Raw genomic sequence first — 25,028 nt, 5'->3', positions numbered from 1 at the left:
TATATGCAGAAATCATACTGATGATGAGGCTATTATTCATTATTGTTAAAACCTGATGTTATAGTTAATAAATGGTATTGGCTTGGCAAATATGGACAGCTTAAAACCACTAATTACCCCAGCTTGTTGGGTAAAATACGCAGAGTAAGCATTTTGCCTTCCGGTAAGATTATAAACCCCCAAAGTGAATGAATTATGCGTTCGCTGATGTATTTTATGATTGCCTTCAATATTCATCGAAAAATCTGATCTGAAATAGTCTGGTATCCGGTAAGTGTTCCTGTCAGAATAAAGCACCCTTTCAGAACCGCCATATTCATATTTGGCGATAGGCAGTGTAATTGGCCTGCCTGTACTATAAGTTACATTTAACGATACGCTAAACCTGTGCGAAAACCGGTAATTACCAATAAAATTAAAGTCATGCGGCTTATCAAAATTGGCCGGGTAATAAGCCCCCCCATTAATTAACTCTCCTTCGTTTATATTATCCTGCCTCAAAAACGTACGGGAATAGGTATAGCTGATCCATCCATTGGCTTTACCGGTGGTTTTTTTGATCAAAAACTCAATACCATAAGCTTTACCCTGGGTACCCAGTACATCATTTTCAATGTGATGATTGAGCACCAGGTTGGCTCCGCTTCTGTAATCCAGATAATCTCTTAGTCGTTTATAATAAATCTCAACCGAGGTTTCAATGGTATTTGCTTTTAAGTTATGATACAGGCCTAATGATACCTGGTCGCCATATTGTGGTTTAATATTAGGGTCGCTTAGCTGCCATACATCAGTTGGTGCTATGGCCGTAGTGTTTGAAAGCAGGTGTATATATTGCCTCAAAGTATTATATCCTGCTTTTATAGAAGTATTATCCCCTAAATTATACCGGGCAGAAAGCCTGAACTCGGGCCCTGAATAGGTTTTGATCACTTTATTTTTGGAGTAGGTGGTACTATCCAAAAGGTTTGAACTTGTTTTTGGCAGGTTGGGGGCATAATTATAAACAGTTTGAGGCCCCAGGTAATTGTAAAGCGAATACCTGATACCGGCGCTTAATGAGAGGTCATCTGTGATGTCATATTTATCACCAACATAGGCCGCGCTTTCCAAAGCCTGCTGAGCCGGAACTACATCAGGCGTTACTAATGATTTTGCATCGTTAGGCTGAAAGTCGCCGGGGTGAAGTTTATAATAAATGGAGCTTACGCCAAAGTCAACCGTATTTTTTCTGTTAAGATAATAAGTAAAATCTGCCTTAAGGTTGGTTTGATTGATATCAAAATTAAGCTTGTAGGCATTTACCGGGTTATCAAAACTTGCAATATTATACTGATATCTGTCAATGCCGGTTGTTATCAGGCTAAAGAGCTTATCGTTAAAATTATGTTTCCATTTGATGTTGATATTTCTATTGCTGTAACTATAGGCTGTATCACTGTTGAGTTTAAATTGATCGTGACTCAGGTAGCTTGTAAGATAGAGATTGTTTTTATCATCTATCTGGTGGCTTACATCAAAATTAAGGTCGTAGAAGGAGGCCTGGCTATGTTTATACGCTTCGGGCAATAGCTTGAGCAGCCAATCTGAGTAAGTGATACGCCCACCAAATATAAATGAGGTTCTATCTTTAATAATTGGCCCCTCCACATTGAGCCTGCTGGTTATTAAGCCAATCCCGGCCGATCCGGCAAATTTCTTTTTATTACCCTCCCGATCGGTTATATCCAATACGGACGACAGGCGTCCACCAAATTTTTCGGGGATGCTACTCTTGTACAACTCAATATCCTTTACAATATCAGGGTTAAATGCAGAGAAGAACCCAAAAAAATGCGAGGGGTTATAAATAGTGGCATCATTAAGTAATATTAAATTCTGATCGGCAGAGCCTCCACGAACATTAAATCCGGTTGTGGCCTCACCTACCGACTGCACACCAGGCAGTGTTAACACTACCCGCAACACATCGGCTTCGCCAAATACGGTAGGTACCTGTTTAATGCTTTTAATATCGAGCCTGTTTACGCCTAACTGCACATTACGAACATTGGCTACCTTTTCGGCAGATATTTTTACCTCCTTTAAGCTGGTTACCTGTTCCTGCATTTCAATGATCAGTTTACCATCAGCGTACAACACTATCTGACGTCGCGTATCGCGCATGCCTATACCTCTTATACTTAAAATTTGCCGTCCTTTTGGCAATACAATAGTAAAGTATCCAAACTGATCAGTAGCTACACCCGTTTTAGTATTGGTAACATAAATGCTGGCGCCTACCACCGATTCGCCCGATTTATTGTCACGTACATACCCCGATAGCGTGGCTTTACCTGGCTGAATGGTGTTTGTTTTAGCACCTATTTCATATAATTTATTTTCTGTAGTAGCCTCCGGAACCTTTTTTTCTTTTTCATCAGTAAAATCAGCCACTGTAGCATTAGTTGTAACAGTTATAGGTTGATTTGTTACTGGTGGAGCAACTCCCGGTTTATTCCCGAAAAAGCCAGCAGGTAATTTGGTTTGTATCTCGCGCCCACGGGTAAGGAATATCTGGCGCTGCGCGGTAATAGCATAATGAAAATCAGTATTTTTAAAAGCCATATCCAACACCGTTTCAATTGGCTTATTATTTACTTCAACAGAAATTTTTAAACTATCAAACTGAATGGAGTTATAATAAAAACGATACCCTGTCTTTGCTTCCAGTTCTGTTACAAATTGGCCGATGGTAACCTGTTGAAAGTTTACACTTATTGGCGCTATTGTATTTTGCTGAGCAAAACCCAACTTAGCAAGTACCAAAAAACAGAAACTCAGAAAGTAAATTTTTTTCATCTGTAATTTTATTTTTTACCCCTACCGGTAAAATATTATATGAATCCCTATCGTCAGGATGCTATTTTGCCGGTCAATTTTTAGACATCCTATCTGGATAACTCATCATACCGGCCAGCTATAGCTACCATAGCTTCTGCCGGGGCTTTCCTATATTTGATCTTATTGGTTTTAATGTATTGCTTCAGCTCCTTCCTTTTATCTTTTAAAATATCAAGGAGGGCGCCCTGTCCGCTGATACTGTAATAATTGTTCCCTTTCTTCAGGTAAAAATTTTTGCTTGATGAAAAATAGCTTTCGAGCGTATTTGAAACGGAGGTTGTTTGGATTGATTTTGAATACTTTGCCAGCACAACAATATTGCCATGATATAACTCATCATAAAAACCTGGGTCGATGCCTGTATTTGTATGTAATGAATCGGACATGATATTTATAAAATGATGATTGAGCAGATCAAAACGCTCAACACGTTCATTCAGCAGGGTATACATAGAAAATTTATTATATAAGAGTACTACAACAACGTCTTTATTCAGGTCGTACATGATAGGTACATCCTTAAAAAACAAACCGTCGTAAGTAACCGTGCCTGGGCTAAACTTATCTATATCCTGAAAATAGGCGTTTCCTCTTATAGTCGGGTTATAAGCTTCATATTCGGGCCCGTTATACAAACGCGATTGCTGACCAATAGCAACATTATAGGCATCTGTAATACGCGCCAGATGCTGCCCAGAGGTATCTGTTGATGTGGTTTGGGCCTGAGTTTGCTTCGTAATATCACAGAGGAGAATTACGATAAAACTCAGTAAAAGTTTTTTGATCATTTAGGTTCTGATAAGGAAATGGAAATTACGTTACTTTTAGCTAAAAATCAAAGCGTTACGTAAAATACTTAAGCCCAGGCCTTCATTGTATTAATCATGTTACAATGACCAGGTTTACGTCCCGTGTACAAATCACGCCTTTAATAGATTGCTAAACCGATTATAGAATGCCTGACGACACATTATGAAGCCGCATAGCTGCCTGGCAAATAAAGATAGCGATCACACCTAAAATGAAACGCTATTGTTACATCTGCATTGATTAACCCGGCAATCAAAACAGCTGTCTATCAGTTATAACAAGCCAAATAAGAATTTTATGAAAGCTCTAAAAATATTAGCCGTTGTATTATTTGCAACATTTGCCTACACCGCAGCCAGCGCACAAACACATCATCGTCACCGTGTGGTGCATCACCCACGTCATCATAATATTTAAAATAAAAAAGGCCCTTAAAAGGGCCTTTTTTATTTTTGAATATAGGAAAGCTGTTACTACAACTTACGTTTCACTTCTACATTTTCATAAGCTTCAACAATGTCGCCTACTTCAATGTTATTAAAGTTCAGGATGTTCAAACCGCATTCGTAACCGGTTGCTACTTCCTTAACATCATCTTTAAAGCGTTTTAACGAAGCCAGTTCGCCAGTGTAAATTACCACACCATCGCGTATGATACGGATCTTGCTGTTACGGTTAATTTTACCATCCAGCACCATACAGCCTGCTATAGTACCCACTTTGCTGATCTTAAAGGTTTCACGTATTTCCACATTGGCAACGATCTTCTCTTCAAATGTTGGTGCAAGCATACCTTCCATCGCAGCTTTGATCTCATTGATCGCATCGTAGATGATAGAGTATAACCTGATATCGATCTGCTCAGCCTCGGCCAGTTTACGGGCACTTCCTGACGGACGAACCTGGAAACCGATAATGATCGCGTCAGACGCGGAAGCCAGCAATACATCAGATTCAGAGATCTGACCAACTGCTTTAGATATGATATTAACCTGGATCTGTTCGGTTGATAGTTTAAGTAAAGAGTCAGACAATGCCTCGATCGATCCATCGACGTCACCTTTAACAATAATGTTCAACTCCTTAAAGTTACCAACTGCCAAACGACGGCCGATCTCATCAAGGGTGATGTGTTTCTGGGTACGTAAACCTTGCTCACGTTGCAATTGCAAGCGCTTGTTAGCAATTTCACGGGCTTCAACTTCACTCTCCAGTACATTAAACTTATCACCTGCTGTAGGCGCGCCCTGCATACCTAACACCTGTACCGGTGTTGATGGCCCTGCAGATTCAACCCTTTGGCCACGCTCGTTGGTTAAGGCCTTAACACGACCGCTGTAACAGCCTGCCAGTATAGGATCGCCCACTTTTAAGCGACCAGCTTGTACAAGGATAGTGGTAACAATACCACGGCCTTTATCAAGGGCTGCTTCAATAACAGTACCTACGGCACGTTTATTCGGGTTGGCTTTCAATTCAAGCAATTCGGCCTCAAGCAATACTTTTTCTAAAAGCAGCTCAACATTTAAACCTGTTTTAGCCGATATTTCCTGGGTTTGGTATTTACCACCCCACTCTTCAACCAAAATGTTCATGGCCGAAAGCTGCTCACGTACCTTATCGGCATTAGCGCCTGGCTTATCAATTTTGTTGAAAGCGAAAATAATAGGTGCTCCGGCAGCCTGCGCGTGGTTTATAGCCTCGCGGGTTTGCGGCATCACGCTATCGTCTGCGGCAATTACTATAATTACTATATCCGTTACCTGCGCACCCCTTGCACGCATGGCAGTAAACGCCTCGTGACCCGGAGTATCCAGAAAGGTAATTTTACCTTTATCACCAGGCAGGGTTACCTCATAAGCACCAATGTGCTGGGTAATACCACCGGCTTCGCCGCCTATTACGTTTGTTTTACGTATAAAGTCGAGCAGGGATGTTTTACCGTGGTCAACGTGTCCCATGATGGTCACAATTGGCGCACGTGGTATCAGATCTTCTGGTTCATCAACCTGGTCAAGGTTACCCTCTTCATCCTGTGGTTTTACAAACTCTATCTGGTAGCCAAACTCGTCGGCAACAATGCTTAGGGTTTCGGCATCAAGCCTTTGGTTAATAGACACAAACAGCCCCAGGCTCATACAGGTAGATATGATCTGTGTTACAGATACATCCATCATCAAAGCCAGCTCGTTCGCGGTTACAAACTCGGTAACCTTTAATACTTTCGACTGTAATTCCTGCTCCAATGCCAGTTCTTCGGCGGTAGAGGCCACATCATCACGTTTTTGACGACGGAATTTAGCCCTTTGCGCAAATTTACCCGACTTACCAGCTCCGCTTAAACGGGCCAGCGTTGCTTTGATCTGGTCTTGTATATCTTTTTCAGATGGTTCCTCTTTTGGACCGCTATTTTGAGGCGGGTTGTTACGGCTGTTCCTGAAGTCAGGACGATTGCCGCCACCCTGGTTAGGGCCACCATTTCCGGGAGCGCCGTTACCACGATTCCTGAAATCAGGGCGGTTTGGATTAATGGTTCCGCCGGCTGCAGGTGGGTTATTGTGCCCTTGTCCCTGCTGCGGTTGCTGGTGATTGCCACCACCCTGCTGTCCACCGCCATGCTGAGGATTACCCTGGCTATCTTTACGTTTTCTTTTGCGTTTATGATCGGCGCTGTTAGCGTTCGATGATGATGCCACCGGATTACGTTTAGGCGCGTTAACCGGTAATTGTATTTTACCAATCACGTTAGGCCCTGTAAGTCTTTCGGCTTTTGCTCTGATCACATCAGGTTCCTGGTTCTCGTCAGCAGCAGCTTCAATAACCGGTGCCTGCACAACCGGGGCTACCGGTGTTACTGGTGCTTTTGGTTCTTCGGCTTTTGGAGTTTCAACAACAGGCTGTTGCTTTGGCTCCTCTGCTTTTGGGGCCTCAGGGGCCTTTTCTACAGGCGCTTCGGCCTTTGGTTCCGGTTTGGGCTCAGGAGCCACAACTTCGGGCTGTTTAGCAACCTCTACAGGTTTTACCACCTCTGCCGGTTTTTCAGCCGCTGGCTGAGGTTTCGCGTTCAGATTATTAAGGTCAATTTTACCCACTACCTTAACACCCGGCAAAACGTCATTACGTTCGTCAGACTTTTCGGCAACAGGTTCAACCGGTTTTGGTTTTTCTGCCTGTGGCGAAGTATAGTTACCGGCGTTTTTGATCAGGATCTCTTCGTTCTCAAAATCCCGTGAACGGCGATTTTCAACCGGCTTTTCCGGAAACCCAGCAGGCTCTTCTTTTCTGATCTTTCCGATACTGATCTGCTTGGCTTCCTCCTTAATACTTTTGTCCACAGCAAACTCCTTCAACAATGCGGTGTACATGTCGCCATCCAGCTTAGCCATAGGTTGTTTATCTACCTTATAGCCTTTAGTAGCCAAAAAATCGACAATGGTACCCATACCAATGTTGAGTTCTTTTACTGCTTTAATTAATTTTATTGATTTGTCTTCTGACATTTATTATAATTTCTCTGCTTATTATCGCAAAAATACGATTTTAATTTTGGTTTCTATGCTTATTCAAACTCAGCACTCAATATTGATAACACTTCTTTTACAGTTTCTTCTTCCAGATCTGTACGTTTTACCAATTCGCCTACTGTTAAAGCAAGTACCGATTTTGCGGTGTCTAAACCTATTCGTTTAAACTCATCAAGGATCCAGCTATCAATTTCATCTGAAAACTCTTCGATGTCCACATCCTCGTCATGCTCATCTGCTTCGCGGTAAACATCTATCTCATAGCCGGTTAATTTACCAGCCAGTTTAATGTTATGACCGCCACGGCCAATGGCCAGTGATACCTGATCGGGTTTTAAATATACCGCCGCTGTTTTTTTATCGTCGTCCAGCTTAATAGAAGTTATTTTGGCTGGTGATAATGCACGTTGAATATATAACTGAACATTGTTGGTGAAATTGATCACATCAATATTCTCATTTTTTAATTCACGAACGATACCGTGTATACGTGATCCTTTCATACCCACGCAGGCACCTACCGGATCGATACGGTCATCATATGATTCAACAGCCACTTTAGCTCTTTCGCCTGGTTCACGTACAATTTTCTTGATGGTGATCAGTCCGTCGAAGATCTCCGGTACTTCCAGTTCAAACAAACGCTGTAAAAACTCAGGAGCGGTACGTGAAATAATGATCTTAGGGTTGCTGTTCAGCATGTCTACCTTATGAACAACCGCTTTTACACTGTCACCCTTTTTAAAGTAATCAGCCGGGATCTGCTCGGTTTTTGGCAGCAATAACTCATTGCCTTCATCGTCAAGCACCAAGGTTTCTTTTTTCCAAACCTGGTAAACCTCGCCGGTAACAATTTCACCAACACGGTCTTTATATTTTTTGAAGATCTCGTCTTTTTCCAGTTCCAGAATTTTTGAAACCAGTGTTTGGCGGGCGGCTAAAATAGCACGGCGACCAAAGCTTTCCAGCGTGATCTGCTCAATGTAATCATCTCCTACTTCCAGATCAGCGTCAATCCGCTGTGCTTCGGCTAATTCTATTTCCAGGTCGTCATCCTCACTAAATCCATCTTCCATCACCTTACGGGTACGCCAGATCTCTAAGTCACCGTTGTCCGTGTTTACAATTACGTCGCAATTTTCATCTGTGCCATACTTTTTTCTGATCATGCTTCTGAAAACGTCTTCCAGAACGCTCATCATGGTTGGGCGGTCAATGTTCTTGAAATCTTTAAATTCCTGAAAAGAATCAATTAAATTAATATTGCTCATTTTCTACTTGAATGATATTAAAACTTTTGTCTCTGTTATTTTATCAATAGGGATCACGCTTTCAACAGTTTCGGCTTTTTTCCCTTTTTCTTTTACTTTTTCTTCAATGATAACGGCATCCTCTGTTATGGCTGTCAATTTGCCTTCTCTTTTGGTTCCGTCGGCCATTTTGATGCCCAAGTTACGCCCTATGTTTTTGGCGTATTGCCTGGTTGACGATAGCGGGAAATCAATCCCCGGCGATGATACCTCCAGGTTGTATGCGGTCTCTATCACATTTTCCTCTTCCAAGTGGAAGCCTACATGCCTGCTTATCTGCACACAATCATCAATTCCCAGGCCGTTATCACCATCTACCAGCACAATCAGCTTTCCGTTTGAGTGCATTTTGATATCCACTATAAACAAATTCGGCTTATCGGCTATCTTCTCTTCAACCAGCTCTCTTACTCTTTTTTCAATATTCATTACCCTCCGGTATTTTGATTGATAATTTGATTGATAAAATAAAAGAGGGGACAAATCGCCCCCTCTTTTATTAATTAGGTGCAAATATACATATTATTATTTGATTTTCAAGCAATTTATTGCAACACATGTCCAAGACGACTGTATTCTTTTTTACTGTTATTGGCTAAGCCAATAAACTTTTTAAAGCTTTTATTTTAACACTTTTCAGCTCAAAATTGGGCCAAAACGGATCAAAATCCGCTTAAAAATCATTCAAAACCATCGATTTTAACACTTTTTAACAAATTTTTGATGGGTTTTGAAAGGTTTAAAAAGTATCAAATAGCTAAAAATCAAACAACTACATACCAAACGGTCGATTTTTGCCCTTGTTTTCTTTGAAACAAACAGCCCGGCTTTCTAAAAAAAGAAAGCCGGGCTATTGATATATACAATATACGATTTTTTTATGAAAACCGGGCTATCTTTTTTTTCAGGATGATACCAGGCTAAGTACTTATTTGGTTGTTACAAACAGAGAATAAGAAACAGCGTTTGTACCATTGGTAACAGTAGTAGCCACGCCATTTTTCCAGTATACAACCCCCTGCGGCCCATACCCTCCAACAAATACGTCGCTGCCGACAACCGCGATGGAATTTGGAAAAGACTGATTTTGACCATCATCGAAGCTGGTAATTACGCCGTTTTTCCAGTACGCCGCTACATATCGGCCTCCTGTTGATTGATTACCTGCAACATATACATCGCTTCCCACAACTGCAATGGAAGTTGCATAAGAAGTAGCTGTACCATTACCAATCCTGGTAACCACGCCATTTTTCCAATACGCCGCTACGCCTATTCCCGTTGGATTAACAGCCGCCACATAACCCGCAGCATATACATCACTTCCAACAACCACAATTGCAGATACAGAAGTCCGATTTGAACCATCAACAAGCCTGGTAACCACTCCATTTTTCCAGTATAGTCCCCCTATGTCATCATTCCCGCCAATATATAAGTCACTTCCCGCAACCGCAATGGAATTCGTAGCAGCATAATCTGTACTTGTACCATCGTGAAGGTTAACTGCTATACCATTTTTCCAGTATTTGGGTACAGTGAGTATTTGGGTTCCCCTATCATCATATTCATTACCAGCAATATATACGTTACTCCCGGCAACCGCGATAGAGTTTGCAGAACAGGAAGGCTTATAAGTACTCAGGGTAGTAACCACTCCATTTTTCCAGTACTTGGCCGCTGTAAGGTTTCCTCCTAACGATTGTTCACCAGCAACATATATATCATTCCCCACAACTACCATTGAATTTGCAAAAGTAGCATGTACCTTATCGCTAAGATCAACAGGAACGCCATTTTTCCAGTAAGTTGCTGCCTGGTAGGTGTCATGATTTATACGGCCTGATAAATACACATCTTTGACTTTGGGGACAGTTGGATTTGGGTTTGTGCCGTGCTTACTACAGGAAATTAGTATGAGGCCATAAGCCACCGCCACTAAGGCTAATACTTTTAGATGTTTCATTTTACATGGATTTAGGTTAATAATAAGTGTTTAGGTATTCTCGATTGAAAGATCTTTAGGCGGCTTTCATTCCGCCCAGAGAGATATTATGATCAGCAAAGTTAAGTAATATTACAAACCAGTTATGTTAAACTAAAACTTTAAGTCATTATAGTGCAGGTTGTTCAGCTTATTACGCCCCGCAATAAAATCTGTCAGTTGGTTACCGCTATCCAATTTATAATATCGCACAAAATAAGTTTGATGGCTCATGAACGGGGTATCCGGCGTAAAAATAACGGAACCATCCGCTATATGGTATATACCAGGCTGTACGGGCTGATAATTTTTCATCTCCGTATCAACCGGCATTTTATAAACCGGTATCAGCCCCTGCCAGTTCGCTCCCGATGAATCACGGGCAATGTCCTGGATAATGGCCGCATCTAAACCACTTATTTTGATAGACCGTTCCTGATCAATCTTACTAATATGGATTACGGGAGATTGAGGCTTACTGCTACAAGCAGCGCAGAAAAAAATCAAAAGCAATCCTATTTTTTTCATACAAGTATATTCTCTTACTATTGATTATATCATGATCAGACAACCACACATTAAGTCAGGGATATCTTTATTTATACTATTTGGTGTTGATCAAAAATAAGTCGAATTTAGTTTAACTATTGAGCTAAACCTTAAAACATTTTTTGATGGCACTAAAATCACTCTGGACAATCATTATCAAAATCGCCGGCCTTTACATCATATGGCAATCACTATTACTATTACCTCAATTTTTTGTGTTAGCTTCTTTAGGCACAAAGGATCATGAAAACTCTCAGGTTTTCATATCCGAACTTTTACTTCTTACCCAAGGATGCATTTGTTTACTGGCTGCCTGGGGCTGTATTTTTAAGACCGACTGGGTCATTGAAAAATTAAAGCTTGAAAAGGATCTTGAGGACGAAAAATTTGAGATCAATGTTCATCGGTCTGTTGTCTTAAAAATAATTGTCGTGGTATTGGGTGGCATATTCGTGGCTGATGCGTTTCCAGTCCTTTTCCAAAATCTTTTCACCTATTTTCAGCTTCAGGATTCCTATGATGGATTTAAACACAATCGGTCATCTCCATGGATAGTTTATGCGCTTCTTAAACTGGTTATTGGCTATTTTATGATGGTCGATAGCAGATTGATTGTGAACTTTGTTGAACGCAGAAGAAAAAGCTAACCTTCTTATTTACTTTTTCAACGTTTGCTCAAATAGTTTAAATATTCGTTTATACTCATCCGCCCAGCTGCTGGGTTGTTCAAAGCCATGATCTTCTACCGGGTACGATGCCAGTTCCCAGTTCTCCTTGTGCAACTCGATGAGTTTTTGGGTAAGGCGGATGATATCCTGGTAATTCACATTCTGATCTATCATACCATGCAGCATCAGCAGGTTGCCCTTTAAACCGTTGGCAAAATAAATAGGTGAACTTTTACGGTAAGCCTGCTCATCAGTAAATGGTTCATTTAAAATATTGGAGGTATATCCGTGGTTATAATGCGCCCAATCGGTCACCGATCTGATAGCTCCACCGGCTGCAAAAACATCGGGCTCGGTAAACATACCCATCAAGGTAATAAAACCACCGTATGAACCGCCGTACAAACCCACATGCTTAGGGTTAACACCAAATTTTTCAACCAGGTATTTTACCCCGTCAACCTGATCAGTCAGATCCTTACCACCCATGTGGCGGTAAATGCCTGTGCGCCAATCGCGGCCATAGCCGGCACTGGCTGTATAATCGATATCCAGTACCGTATAGCCATTATCGGCCAGCATATTATTGAACATAAACTCGCGGAAGTAATAACTCCAGGAATAAGTAACCTCCTGCAGATAACCGGCACCATGTACAAAAATAACTGCGGGTTTAGCCGGATCGGCCTTTTTAGGTAGATACTGGCGCGCGTAAACATCATTGCCATACCGGTTTTTAAAGGTGATGATCTCCGGATCGCGCCATGGGTATGAAGTATATTCCTGACTTATAGAATGTGTAATCTGTACCGCCTTTGCGCCCGGCTTATTGGCTTGCAGATACAATTCCCAGGGCTTGTTGGAGTAGGAATAACGGATAGCCAGCCATTTTTCGTCGGGCGAAAGGCTTACGTCGTTACCGCCTTTCATTCCGGTAATTTTAACCGGTTTGCCGCCGCTTACCGGGATGCTATAAAAATGCGTGATCCCCGGGTGCTCTATATTGGCGGTAAAGTAAAATGTCTTTTTGTCGTTTGATAATTGCAGGGTCTGCACCTCCCATTTGCCGCTGGTGAGTTGTTTTTTTGCACCGCTTACCACATCAACCAGGTAAATATGCGAATAACCGCTGGCCTCGCTCTGGAAATAAAAGTGAGTATCATCTGTAAAACCAACATTACCTGCGGCACTGGTTTCAATACCCGGGCCACCGATCCAGGCTTCATCACGCTGACGGTCGAGCAGGCTTAGTTTACCTGTTACCGGATCGAGGCGCATGATCCATCTATCCTTATTATCCTGCGCGCTGATCACCACAACAGCATTTTTACCATCCGCGCTCCAGAAAGGGCCTTCTATATCTACTTGTCTGTCTGCGTTTGCTTTTTTACGTTCGGCCAGTTCTGTTGGGTAGTCTTTCAGGTAATCGGGCAGATCTTTAATACCCGGAATGTCCTGGGTAAGCACCGGGTAAAAGGACTGGCGACGGGTATCAAAGACCAGCATTTTTGAGGTAGATGATGGCCTGCCGACTTTGGAGCGGTTCGGGATATCTTCCGTAAAGCCCGAAGCCGTTACATAATTAGGGACGATAGCATTTTTTACGCCATCGGCAGTTTTGGTTAAGCGATAGGTAACGTACTTACCATCCGGGCTTATTTTTACCAAACCCACACGATCACCAGCAGTAACCAGTTCTTTTAATTGCTGAGGCTCCAGGGCTGCGGTTTGGGTGGAATCCAGTTTATCTTCTTTCGCCTCTTTTTTAATGATATCAAAAAGTTCCAGCTGTTGTTTTTTGAGCCATAATTGCTCATCGTTCAGCTTTTCGGCATCTTTTTTATCCGTTGAGGAGCGCACAAAATTGGTAAGCTGTTTTAACTGTCCGCCGCTGAGTTTCAGGGCAAAAAGATTATTGTTTTGTTTAAATATGATATCATGCTCATCACCACTAAAAATGGGGTCATCCTCGCGCTGCTCAGTATTGGTCAATTGGGTAATCTTGCCGCTTGTAATATCAGCTAAAAACAGATCGCCGTTTTTTTCAAAAACCTTTTGCGTATGGCTTTTATTCCACTCACCATCTGTAGTTAAACCACGCTGCTCGGCTATGCTTACTTTTTGCGGACTGGTGTTACCGGTAGTAATGGCATATAATACATCGGCATCATCATGACCGGGGTTCCATTTAAAATAGATCTTTTTACTGTCGTCGCTCCAGCGGATATTGGATGGCGATACACCGATCCATTTGGGGTCGCGCATGATCTTTTCAATAGTCAACGTATCCAGTTTCTGAGCAAACGCAGCGGCAGCGTTAACGATGAGGAGTAAAGTAATGAGTTTCTTCATGTGATCAGTACGGCAAAATGCCTTAAAATATCTGCAATTTAGCAGTTTCGGTTATCATTGTTATTTTTAAACATTTTATTGTTACAAAATGGAAATACAGGGTTCAGTGTTTACTTTAAGGGGATGGTTTGATGGCGATGAAGCATCATTGCAAAAACATGCGGATAACCCGAATGTGTCTGCCTTTTTACTGGATCGCTTTCCCTATCCTTATACCCTGAACGATGCCTTTATCTGGGTGGCTTTTATGAAGCAACAAGAGCTGTTAACCAATTTCGCGATAGCTGTTGACGGCCAGGTTTGCGGCGGTATTGCCGTAGACTTAAAAGTTGATGCCAACCACCAAGAAGCCGAAATAGGTTATTGGCTCGCCGAACCTTACTGGGGGCGCGGCATTATCACCGAAGCTGTACAGTTGCTTACCCATTATGCTTTTGAAAACTTAGGCATCATCCGTATACAGGCTGGTGTGTTCAGCAAAAATACCGCATCCATGCGGGTGCTTGAAAAGGCAGGCTATGTTAAAGAAGGTATTATGCGCAACGCGCTGATCAAAAAAGGCGTAGTGATGGATAAGCACCTATACGCTATTTTGAAACCTGAATGATTCAGCTAGACTATTTTCAGGAGGCCCGGAGAGGACAAGAATACAATGCCATACTAATTCATCATTCGCCCGGAAAGATCGACCGTACGGGCAAAGGGGTTTAAAAACTTATTAGCCAAAACAGCAAACTCGCGCCGGGTTACCGGCCGGTTCAGGTCAAAATCAGAGCTGAATTTATACTGCGTTTTCCAGGCTTTCTGCAGGCTTATCTGCAGCGTTTTAGGCTCGGTCAAAGTGATCTCGCTGATGAACGACAACAGGTTACCCTGCGTGAACTTTTCGCCTGGTTTTTCTTTGTTGAACCATAAAAAGGCACGGGCGTATATCTCCTTAAAAAAAGGCTCCACTTCGGCGGTGCTTACTACAGAATCTGGCATAAACAGCAACTGTGCGCTGTTGCCGTTAACCTTTTGGATCCCTTTAAGTAAACCCGTAGCCCCAATTTGCTGCATCGACCTCAAATAAGGGTCGTTTGGCTTGATATCTGAAAAAGGCAATAACCAGGCTTTAAAATCAAGCAATTCGCCTTGTATTATCCGCACATTTAGTTTTTTGGTGGTTGTTTTAAAGAAAGCGCAAAAAGCAGCCGTTGCTCCCGCACCCTGCCCTACTGCCATTTGAACAGAAGGATACATACTACTGGCATTCACCAGGTGCGATACCGATAGTGCTTTTTCCGTAACCAGCAGATTGTCCAGATCTTTCAGCACGATAGAACCCAGCGGAATGCTGTAAGCCATAAACGGCGGATAGTTTGTTTTCGGCGCGGTACCTTCTCCATAATGTTGCCCGGGCGAGGCGTCGCCAACGGCAATAGCGGTACGGTACAATTTTACCGGGCGATCGTAAGGCTGGTAAAGATCGTCCAATGTCATACGGACCAAGCCTTTAGCCCGGCCGGCCTCCCGGATGTAGGGAAGGTAAGGCAGGTGATCGGGCGTTGGGTATTCATCATCCAAGCCAAGGTTTTTAAAACCCAGCTCTGTTTGCAGGTAATATATCAGACCCAGCGTATGTAAACGTGCTTTAGCATAAAAAGCCTCGCGGTTGGCCGGTTTCAGGTCCTCGGCAGTGGTTGGGTATTGATTACCGCATCCTGCCCATTTGATCATGTATTTATCGTTAGGCAATCTGCCTTCAGCCAGCATTTTGCTGATGTTTTTTCCTTTCAGGCAGGCGTACTCCGCGGCATCATAACCTTGTGGTTTGGCCATGGTTTTATCGGCTGTTTTCCCAAAGTCTTTTACAATGGCTATCCAGGTAATATCCTGTATACGGGGCAAAGCTGTGGCCGGGGCTAAACTTTCGCCGGTATCCTGCGCGCTGTCAAAACCCGCTATGAGTACCTCACCAGCCTTGGCTGCTACATCGCCGGTTTCCGTTGCATCAATCACTACTTTGGCTTTTATGGTGGTGGTTCTGTTATTTTCGGTAATGCTCACCTGCCAGCCAGTGCCATCCTTTTCAATGGCGGTGAAAGGTGTATTTAATTTTACGGTGAGATTTTTAACGGTATCGGTCATCTTTTTAAGGATGGCCGCACCGGTGTAGGGCTCAAAACGCAGGGTGGCATTATACGTAGTATCATAACCCAGCCTGCTTTTATAAAAATCGCGCACATGCCTGCGGAATTCGCCCCAGATACCCGTTGGCAAATTCCTGTTACCTTCAACAACGCACATGCCGGCTGCCGTCATGCTGCCACCCAGCCATGGCCCGGGTTCAACCAATATGGTTTTTAGTTTACTGCGTGCACCCTGTATAGCTGCCGCGGTTCCGGCAGCTCCGCCACCTATAACCAGTATATCGGTTTTGATGGTTTGTGCATATAAAAATGAGGCATTTAAAAGCAGGAGTACTAACAATATCTTTTTAACCATCGGTTTATTAAATAGGTACAGAACGCTAATTTATAGCAAAAGCTTGTGGTAGTTTTAAATTATACCTAAATTAAATTTTTTTACAGCCCATGACAGATGAACAAATGAAATTCCCGATAGGGAAATTTACACCGCCGGCATCATATACCAACGAAGATATACGCGAATGGATAGACGATATCAGGACCTTGCCGGGTAAATTAAGACATGCTATTGCCGGCCTAAACTACCAGGAACTGGATACGCCCTACCGCACCGGAGGCTGGACACTGCGCCAGGTGATACACCATTTGGCCGATAGCCACATGAACTCCATTACCCGTTTTAAGCTGGCTTTAACTGAAAACAACCCGGTAATAAAACCATACGAAGAGGCCGACTGGGCCCTGCTGCCGGATTATCGTCTGCCGGTTGAGCCATCCTTAAAAATCCTGGAAGGGATACACCAGCATTTTGTTGCCCTGTTTGAAAGCTTTACAGAAAATGAATGGTCACGCACCTTTGTTCACCCGGCTTCGGGCGATACCGTTTCCCTCATCAGGGGGCTTGGACTTTATGCATGGCACAGCAACCATCACCTGGCCCATGTTACCGAAACAGTGAAGAAATTCAAGAAGAAAGCCGAAAGCGAAAAGCTGAAGGCTTAAAGCAAAAAGCTGAAAGCAAAAATCACCATGTTCTTTGCTTTGGGCTTTTTGCCTTAAGCTTTTCGCTTAAATGGCCGCCGGGAAACTCAGATAAAAAGAGGTACCGCTGCCAATGGTTGTTTCAAACCAAATTTTGCCATTGGCATTTTCGATGGAGTTTTTAACAAATGCCAGCCCCAAACCAGTGCCCGAGCTTTTGGTAGTAAAATTGGGCTCAAATATTTTTTCGCGCATATTCTCGGGGATACCGTTACCATTATCCTTAATAGTGAGCAGTACGTTTTTACTGGTTATCAGGTAATTGATGTCGATAACCCCTTGCCTGTCTGGTGGGGTTGCTTCAATAGCATTTTTGAGCAGGTTATTAAAACAACGCAGTAGCTGGTCGCGGTCGGCATTGATCATAAATGGCGTTTCGGGCGGCTGATAGGCAATAAGGATATTATCCATTTGCTTAAAGATGGTGACGGCCTGGCCCAGCATATCAAAAATATTGATCTGCTCAATACGGGTATCGGGCATTTTGGCAAAGGCCGAAAACTCCGACGCGATAGACGAAAGGCTTTCGATCTGCTCCACAAACGACCGGCTAAAACGCTCAAACTTCTGATCAAACTTAGGGTCTTTATCCTTCCATGATTTATCCAGGAGCTGTAAGCCCAGTTTTAACGGCGTTAGCGGATTTTTAATTTCATGGGCCACCTGTTTGGCCATTTCGCGCCAGGCGCTTTCCCGTTCGGACTGAGCAAGGCGGTGCGCGCTGTTCTCCAGTGCTGATATCATTTTATTATACTCAGATATCAACGCCCCGATCTCGTCATTACGCGCCCATTTAATGTGTTCGTTCTTTTTACCGTATATGGTTTTACTTAAGCTTTCCTGTATAAAGTTTAGGGGCGCTGTAATTTGCCGGGCAATAATAACCGCGAACAACCCGATAGCCAAAAACACCACCGCGTATACATTGATCATCACATTTAACAGAGCGCTGATACGTTCCCGGTAATCCGCTTCGTTCGAAAAATAAGGCAGCTGGATATACGCTATCGTTTTATTTGAGCTGATAATAGGTGCATAAGCCGCTTTATAACTCAATCCGCCTATTTTTTCCTCATTCACAAACTCCGATTTTTGAAGCCTGCTCAGGTAAATAAAAGCTTTGGCATTCATTCTTTTGGCGGTTAAGCCATACTCATAAATTTTGGGCTGGGTAGTTACCAGCGGTACCCCGTTGGTATCAAATAAAGTAAGGTCGGTTGAATAATTATTGGCCAGCTCGTTAAAACTCACCTGGCTTTCTTCATTAACATTGTATATATATTTATTGAACTGACCGCTTTCAAAGGCCGTAACTATACGGGTTATCTTATCGCGGATCATTTTATCCTGCTGCGTGTGATATTGGGTGCTGATGGATACAAAAGTGATGAAACCAACCATCAAGAGGGTGATCATTACGGCAAATACCATCGAAAATTGGATACGCGTTCGATATAATATCCTGTCGAAGTTTATTTTGAAACCCCATTTTAAATCATGATCGTTAATGCTCCATATTTTTACACGCATCCGTAACCAGCGGATGGTTAAAATAACCGAGCTAAAAATTAATAGTACCACAAAAAAGAAGGTAACCGAGGTGATCCCGTTATACAGGGGGTTCTCTTCTTTACTCACCACTATCAAATTACGGTTACTGGGCTTATATATTAAATGGCTGTAAGTAGTAAAGCTATCATACCACTCAGCGTTAGTACTACGTGTGGTTTTGATGATGTACTTTTTAATAACTCCCTGAAACTCGGTATTATTAAGGGTATAAACATAATTACCCTTTTGGCTCAGGAGTTTATTGTCGATATAAAACGCGTAGGAGTAATCTTTAAATTCATCTTCAGGCTTGATATGCCCGTCAACCAGCAGCTCCGGAAAGGTGCCTGATGGCTGCAATGGCTTTGATTTTAATTCAATGACCAGGGTACCCAATTGTTTGCCGCCATGATTAACGGGTAAAATGGCAAAGTAATTCTGAAACCCGAACGATTCATTTTCACGGTAGAAATAATCCGACACCTTAAATGAACTGTACAATACCAGGTCCTTAAATACATTCAGCGTATAATTATCATCTGTTAGTGGTTGCTCCAGCTCGTTATACTCATGTACTTTAAATTCGTATTTCGACAAATAGCCATCAAAATATAATTTCTGGAAACGGGTTTTCAGGAAATCTTTATTGTGAACAGCATTCGGCGTAAAGTATCCGATAATGGCTGTATCGGCAATGATCTGCCCCTCTATTTTTTTGAAAATATAATCGGCAGTTGCATCATCCGGAACCTCCAGTTTCTGAACAAGTGCTTTACGTGTTTCCCGCTCCTTTACGTTTTCAAACTGGTTAAGCTTAATAGCCGAAATAAGGGCACATATCAGTATAATACCCAGCAATGTTGTGCCATTGAGCCGCCCCTTATGATATAAATGCCCATAAGCCCTGATAATAACAAGGATGCACCACAAAAGGTAAAACGATGTATACTCCCGGTACAGGGCAAAAACTATTGTTGTAGCAACCACGCCCAGCAATAGCAGAAATAACTGATGCGAACGCGGCACTAATAACCTGAGACAAATAGAAAGGATGATCTCATCAATAATATAAAATACCAGAAAACTGAAACACAGCATGAATACGCCAAGCAAACTGAAGCCCGAAAGGCTCAATACATTATTGACATTGAAGCTTATTTTTGAATTGATGATCAAACCATAAAATAAGTTTAACAGCAGCGTTGAGCTGGCAATGAGTATCAATATACTGGCTACAACAATAAAGTAGCCAGCCGTTTTACCGGGTACAACTGTAAACAACCTGCGCCGCTGCAGATACATAAAGGTAACAAACCAGCATATGCAGAGGATATTGATACAAAAATCGCCAAGGGAAGGATATACTACGCTGGAGGCATAATATATAGGATTAAATACCGACAGTGTATAAGCAAAATCTGGCAGGTTAAAGTGCAGGTTAATATATCTGAACAATACTATGAACGCCGCTAATAGTATGATGGATAGCAGCGCATATCCTTTTAAAGCTACATAGCTGCATACCCTGTGCATTAAAATGCACAACACCATAACGGTTAATATCCAGAATGTCAGCTCATAATAAACAAAGGCGTAATTAACGCTGTTGGGCTTTAGCTTTATAGAGAATAAATAGCTGTGATTGCTGCTGTGTACCTCATAAACGTTATTGTCTGCAAACTCGGCTATTTCAACGTTGTTATATTTAACCAGGTCCTTATCAAACGTGTTTTGCAGATACTGGTTTTCAAACGCGTAGTTGAGCTTTATCGGAATAAAAAAGATAACGGAAAAGTCGCCTTTGGTTTTTCTTATTGTTTCGTAGTAACCATTGGGTTGCCTGGTAAAAGAGTAACCTTCTTTTATAGCCCCCAAATTGTCAGGAATAACCCTTATCCCGCTCCAAAACCGTAGATTATTGTTTTGCAGCGTAACAAACAATATACGATTATTAACCGTGATGTCATTAATATCGTTAAGGGCATCCTGCTCATTATCGGGCAGGTATTTTAGCAACCTGAAGCTTAGCTTATTGTTGATCAGCTCATTTACGTAAGCCTCTTTTTTATGCAGGTTTTCTTCCAGCGTGGTGCCGGCTTTTACCAGGTTATTTACAGGAGAATACGCTTTTTGAACAATAATGGCCGTAATTAATAAACTAAGGCCTATTAAGGTAAGCAACAAGCGTATTTTTCCTGAGGTAGTCAAATTTCCTGTATGTTTTAGTTAGTATCAAGTAATTAGTATCAAGTATCAAGACCTCTTAAATACGGATTTAGAATTGGTAAAAAAGTCTTGATACTTGATACTAACTACTTGATACTGGATTTATTGTAAAACCGCACTGCTGGTGGGTACCGCCATATCTACCTTTTTTACCAGACCCTGCAGCACTTTGCCCGGCCCTACTTCGGTAAATGATGTTGCTCCATCTTCCAGCATATGTTTTACAGTTTGTGTCCATCTCACCGGACCGGTAAGCTGGGCTATTAAATTTTGTTTGATAGATGCCGTATTTGTATAAGGTTTGGCATCGATATTTTGGTATACCGGGCAAACAGGCTCTTTGATCTCGGTAGCAACAATGGCTGCTTCGAGCTCAACCCTTGCCGATTCCATCAGGGGAGAATGGAACGCGCCGCCAACTTTAAGTTTCAGTGCTCTCTTCGCTCCGGCTGCAAGCAGTTTTTCGCAGGCTTCGTCAATACCTTCTATACTGCCCGAAATAACCAGCTGCCCGGGACAATTATAATTAGCAGTCACCACTACGGCGGTTGCCCGTTGGCAAACGTCTTCTACCGTAAAATCATCCAGGCCTAAAATGGCTGCCATGGTTGATGGCTGCAGCTCGCAGGCTTTTTGCATGGCGTTGGCACGTGCAGCCACTAAACGCAAACCATCTTCAAATGATAATGCACCTGCCGATACCAATGCCGAAAATTCGCCCAGCGAATGGCCCGCAACCATTTCCGGTTTAAAATCATCGCCCAAAACAGCAGCTAAAATAACCGAATGTAAAAAAATGGCCGGCTGGGTAACATTGGTTTGCACCAGATCTTCGGCAGTGCCATCAAACATTACATCGGTGATACGGAAACCCAATATCTCGTTAGCTTTTTCAAATAACTCACGGGCTTTATCTGATTGTTCATACAGATCTTTACCCATACCTGGAAACTGGGAGCCCTGCCCCGGAAAAATATATGCTTTCATTTCTTATTTCGGATGTCGGATGCTCGATTTCGGATTTATTTTATCCGGCAATCTACTTCCTTTTTGTCTTCTCTTGGTTCTTGATTTTTATATCTTGCTTCTCGCCCGGACTTAACCCAGCTTAGCTGATATCAAATTTAAAAATTCTGTACGGGTTTTCTCTTTTAAAAACTCACCGGTAAATGCCGATGTGGTTGTTACCGAGTTTTGTTTTTGTACACCGCGCATGCTCATGCACAAATGACGGCATTCAATAACAACCCCTACACCAATAGGATTCAGGGTTTCCTGTATACAATCACGTATCTCATTGGTTAAACGTTCCTGTACCTGCAGGCGGCGGGCAAAAACATCAACAATACGCGGTATTTTGCTCAGGCCAACCACATAGCCGTTAGGGATGTAAGCGATATGCGCTTTGCCAAAAAACGGCAGCATATGATGTTCGCACATAGAGTATACTTCAATATCCTTTACGATCACCATCTGGCTGTATTCTTCCTTAAACATGGCCGAATTCATGATCTCTTTAGCATCAAGATCGTATCCATGGGTCAAATACAGCATGGCTTTGGCCATACGCTCGGGGGTTTTTAGCAAGCCCTCACGCTCCGGGTTTTCGCCAATTTGTTTTAAAACATCATGGTAGTTTGCTGATAGGTTGGTGATCAGTTCGGTATTATACCTGTCAACCTTGGTGTAACCATACGCGTCATCATCGTCGTCATCGCGGACTGGTGGAATGTGGTCGTTGTTCATCTTATCAAATTATCCGCCAAAGTACTCGGCAGAGTTGTTTTCGGTTTCATATAATTTAACCGAGTGTAAAAAAACACCCTCGTAAGCTTCAATAGGCGCTTTAAGCTGGTTAAATATCTCAATGCACAATAACTCTGTCGACGCCATTTTGCCTTCCATAAAAGGTACATCCTTATTGATGTTCTTATGGTCGAGCTTTTCGATCACGTAATCGTTAATGATGGTTTTGAGTTCTTTCAGATCTATCAGGTAACCTGTAGCGTGTGTAACTTCGCCTTTAACGGTTACAAACAGGTTGTAATTATGCCCATGCCAGTTGGGGTTGGCGCATTTGCCAAATACCTCAAAGTTTTTTTCAGCGCTCCATTCCTCACGGTACATCCGGTGAGCGGCATTAAAATGTTCCTTGCGCGTAATATGTATCATCATAATATTTGTGGGTGCAAATATACAAAACAAAAATAGCTGAGTTGTTTTATCTTAGCAGTCAAAAAAAACCTATATGCTCATATTAATTGTAGCAGCCACCTCCTTTGAGGTTGAACCTTTAGTAAACAGTTTTGGAAATAAGCTTGATGTACTGATAACCGGCGCCGGCATGGTACCCACTGCCTTTGCCCTGGGCCGGCAGTTTAATATGCACAAATATGATCTGGTGATTAACCTGGGTATTGCCGGCAGCTTTGACCGCAGTATTACCCCGGGCTATGTAGTTGAAATTACCGAAGATACTTTTGCCGAAACAGGCGCCGAGGATGACCAGGAATTTATACCTATCACCACCCTTGGCTTTGGTGAAAATAAGTTTAAGCCAACTACCACGCTGGAGCAGGTTTGCAATAGTCTTTACCTGGCCAAAGCAAAGGCCATTACGGTAAATACCGTGCATGGCAACGAGGAATCCATTCAAAAAATACAGCGAAGATTGAACCCACAGATAGAGACCATGGAAGGCGCAGCCTTTTTTTATGCCTGCCGTCAGTTCAATACACCCTGCCTGCAAATCAGATCAGTGTCAAATTATGTGGAAAAACGTAACCGCGACAACTGGGACATACAACTTGCCATTAAAAATCTGAATAACTTTGCCATCGAGCTGGTTAACCGGATCATTAATAATTAGGCTGTACGCTTGTTGTGGTTTTACGTGTTACGTTATACGTTTTACGTGAGGATCCAGGAACGTACAACGTATAACTTACAACGTATAACTTATGAAGCTAACCCTCGGCTTTTCGCCCTGCCCTAACGATACTTTTATTTTCGATGCGCTGATACATCATAAAATTGATACCGAAGGCCTGGAGTTTGAGGTTTTTTATGATGATGTGGAAACCCTGAACCAGAAAGCTTTTCGCGGCGAACTGGATGTGACCAAACTAAGCTATCATGCTTTTGCCTATGTGGCCGATAAATATGTATTGCTCGACTCTGGCAGCGCGCTAGGCTACGGCGTAGGCCCCATGCTGATATGCAAGGATGATCCCGAACAACTCCACTCAAAACTCAAAACTCAAAACCCACAACTCAAAATCGGTATCCCCGGTAAATACACCACCGCCAACTTTTTATTAGGATATGCTTTCCCCAATGCTACCAATAAGGTGGAACTGGTGTTTTCGGACATTGAAAATGCGGTGCTGGAAGGTCGTGTTGATGTGGGTTTGATCATCCATGAAAACCGATTCACCTATCAGGACAAAGGGTTAAAGAAGATCCTGGACCTGGGCGATTACTGGGAAAAACAAACCGGTTGCGCCATACCTTTGGGCGGCATTGTAGCCAACCGTAATTTACCTGTTGATGTTCAGCATAAACTAAATAGAGTATTGCGTAAATCGGTAGAGTTTGCCTTCGCCAATCCAAAATCGGGCCTGGAGTTTATTCGCTCGCATGCCCAGGAAATGAGTGAAGAAGTGATGTACAAACACATCGAGCTTTACGTAAATAAATATTCTGTTGACCTTGGTGAAGAAGGCCGCAAAGCCATCAACCTGCTTTTTGATACCGCGCTGAAAAACAATACCATTCCGGCTATAAAAGAAGAGTTATTTTTAACCTCTCTTGCCCACTAAGGTATATTAGTTCCTAATTCTCCACTTGTCATCCTGAGGTACGAAGGATCTTCTTCGAGAGCCAAGCATACCAACATGCATGATCAAGAAGATTCTTCACTACGTTCAGAATGACAACCTTTTTGTTGTAAAACCACAAACAAAGCCTCTTAATCCTTCCCTTTCCAACACCACTCA

General features: G+C 42.5%; 18 protein-coding genes. 5 read left to right on the top strand and 13 right to left on the bottom strand.

Going from position 1 to position 25,028, the window contains the following annotated elements:
• Positions 1-45 precede the first annotated feature (45 nt).
• From AC57BQ_RS25150 to AC57BQ_RS25120, 7 genes are all read right to left on the bottom strand, one after another.
• Positions 46-2,841: a carboxypeptidase-like regulatory domain-containing protein gene (locus AC57BQ_RS25150; RefSeq protein WP_496408861.1), complete on the bottom strand. Its 2,796-nt coding sequence runs from the start codon at positions 2,839-2,841 to the stop codon at positions 46-48.
• Positions 2,842-2,930: 89 nt separating this feature from the next.
• Positions 2,931-3,671, bottom strand: coding sequence for a hypothetical protein (locus AC57BQ_RS25145; RefSeq protein WP_496408860.1), 741 nt, complete (start codon positions 3,669-3,671; stop codon positions 2,931-2,933).
• 495 nt (positions 3,672-4,166) lie between these two features.
• Positions 4,167-7,193 carry a translation initiation factor IF-2 gene (gene infB, locus AC57BQ_RS25140; protein WP_496408859.1) on the bottom strand — a complete coding sequence of 1,009 codons (3,027 nt, stop codon included), beginning with the start codon at positions 7,191-7,193 and terminating at the stop codon, positions 4,167-4,169.
• Between the two features lie 59 nt (positions 7,194-7,252).
• Positions 7,253-8,488 carry a transcription termination factor NusA gene (gene nusA / locus AC57BQ_RS25135; protein ID WP_076373832.1) on the bottom strand — a complete coding sequence of 412 codons (1,236 nt, stop codon included), beginning with the start codon at positions 8,486-8,488 and terminating at the stop codon, positions 7,253-7,255.
• Positions 8,489-8,491: 3 nt separating this feature from the next.
• Positions 8,492-8,956, bottom strand: a complete 465-nt coding sequence (gene rimP, locus AC57BQ_RS25130; RefSeq protein ID WP_496408858.1) for a ribosome assembly cofactor RimP — start codon at positions 8,954-8,956, stop codon at positions 8,492-8,494.
• Positions 8,957-9,455: 499 nt separating this feature from the next.
• Positions 9,456-10,493, bottom strand: a complete 1,038-nt coding sequence (locus AC57BQ_RS25125; protein ID WP_496408857.1) for a hypothetical protein — start codon at positions 10,491-10,493, stop codon at positions 9,456-9,458.
• A 132-nt stretch (positions 10,494-10,625) separates the two neighbouring features.
• Positions 10,626-11,039, bottom strand: coding sequence for a hypothetical protein (locus tag AC57BQ_RS25120; protein WP_496408856.1), 414 nt, complete (start codon positions 11,037-11,039; stop codon positions 10,626-10,628).
• A gap of 146 nt (positions 11,040-11,185) precedes the next feature.
• Here AC57BQ_RS25120 and AC57BQ_RS25115 point away from each other — a divergent pair, with 146 nt between their 5' ends.
• Positions 11,186-11,707: a hypothetical protein gene (locus AC57BQ_RS25115; RefSeq protein ID WP_496408855.1), complete on the top strand. Its 522-nt coding sequence runs from the start codon at positions 11,186-11,188 to the stop codon at positions 11,705-11,707.
• A gap of 9 nt (positions 11,708-11,716) precedes the next feature.
• Here AC57BQ_RS25115 and AC57BQ_RS25110 read toward each other — a convergent pair whose 3' ends face one another.
• Positions 11,717-14,080, bottom strand: coding sequence for a S9 family peptidase (locus AC57BQ_RS25110; RefSeq protein ID WP_496408854.1), 2,364 nt, complete (start codon positions 14,078-14,080; stop codon positions 11,717-11,719).
• A gap of 88 nt (positions 14,081-14,168) precedes the next feature.
• On the opposite strand from AC57BQ_RS25110, the gene AC57BQ_RS25105 reads away from it, so the two are divergent.
• A complete protein-coding gene (locus tag AC57BQ_RS25105; RefSeq protein WP_496408853.1) occupies positions 14,169-14,687 on the top strand; it encodes a GNAT family N-acetyltransferase in 519 nt (172 codons plus the stop codon).
• Positions 14,688-14,740: 53 nt separating this feature from the next.
• Here the strand turns inward: AC57BQ_RS25105 and AC57BQ_RS25100 are convergent, their stop codons facing one another.
• Complete coding sequence (locus AC57BQ_RS25100) at positions 14,741-16,567, bottom strand: FAD-dependent oxidoreductase (RefSeq protein ID WP_496408852.1); 1,827 nt, start codon at positions 16,565-16,567, stop codon at positions 14,741-14,743.
• Positions 16,568-16,656: 89 nt separating this feature from the next.
• On the opposite strand from AC57BQ_RS25100, the gene AC57BQ_RS25095 reads away from it, so the two are divergent.
• Entirely contained in the window at positions 16,657-17,214 is a 558-nt protein-coding gene (locus tag AC57BQ_RS25095; protein WP_496408851.1) for a YfiT family bacillithiol transferase, read from the top strand.
• Positions 17,215-17,280: 66 nt separating this feature from the next.
• Here AC57BQ_RS25095 and AC57BQ_RS25090 read toward each other — a convergent pair whose 3' ends face one another.
• From AC57BQ_RS25090 to AC57BQ_RS25075, 4 genes are all read right to left on the bottom strand, one after another.
• Entirely contained in the window at positions 17,281-21,012 is a 3,732-nt protein-coding gene (locus AC57BQ_RS25090; protein WP_496408850.1) for a sensor histidine kinase, read from the bottom strand.
• 120 nt (positions 21,013-21,132) lie between these two features.
• Positions 21,133-22,017 (bottom strand): ACP S-malonyltransferase, encoded by an 885-nt coding sequence (gene fabD, locus AC57BQ_RS25085; protein WP_496408849.1) that lies wholly within the window; start codon positions 22,015-22,017, stop codon positions 21,133-21,135.
• Positions 22,018-22,128: 111 nt separating this feature from the next.
• The gene (gene folE / locus AC57BQ_RS25080; protein ID WP_090472788.1) at positions 22,129-22,776 is read right to left on the bottom strand and encodes a GTP cyclohydrolase I FolE; all 648 of its coding nucleotides are present in this window, start codon (positions 22,774-22,776) and stop codon (positions 22,129-22,131) included.
• Positions 22,777-22,785: 9 nt separating this feature from the next.
• Entirely contained in the window at positions 22,786-23,202 is a 417-nt protein-coding gene (locus AC57BQ_RS25075; protein WP_076373999.1) for a 6-pyruvoyl trahydropterin synthase family protein, read from the bottom strand.
• A 76-nt stretch (positions 23,203-23,278) separates the two neighbouring features.
• Between AC57BQ_RS25075 and mqnB the strand changes: the two genes are divergently transcribed.
• Positions 23,279-23,899, top strand: coding sequence for a futalosine hydrolase (gene mqnB, locus AC57BQ_RS25070; protein WP_496408848.1), 621 nt, complete (start codon positions 23,279-23,281; stop codon positions 23,897-23,899).
• Positions 23,900-23,990: 91 nt separating this feature from the next.
• Complete coding sequence (locus AC57BQ_RS25065) at positions 23,991-24,851, top strand: menaquinone biosynthesis family protein (RefSeq protein WP_496408847.1); 861 nt, start codon at positions 23,991-23,993, stop codon at positions 24,849-24,851.
• The last annotated feature ends 177 nt before the right edge of the window (positions 24,852-25,028 follow it).

The sequence above is a fragment of the Mucilaginibacter sp. BGA-UO-ETr-C110 genome (assembly GCF_059567985.1).
Note: the sequence above shows the minus strand (reverse complement) of the source record. Positions and strands in the feature narration are given on the sequence as shown.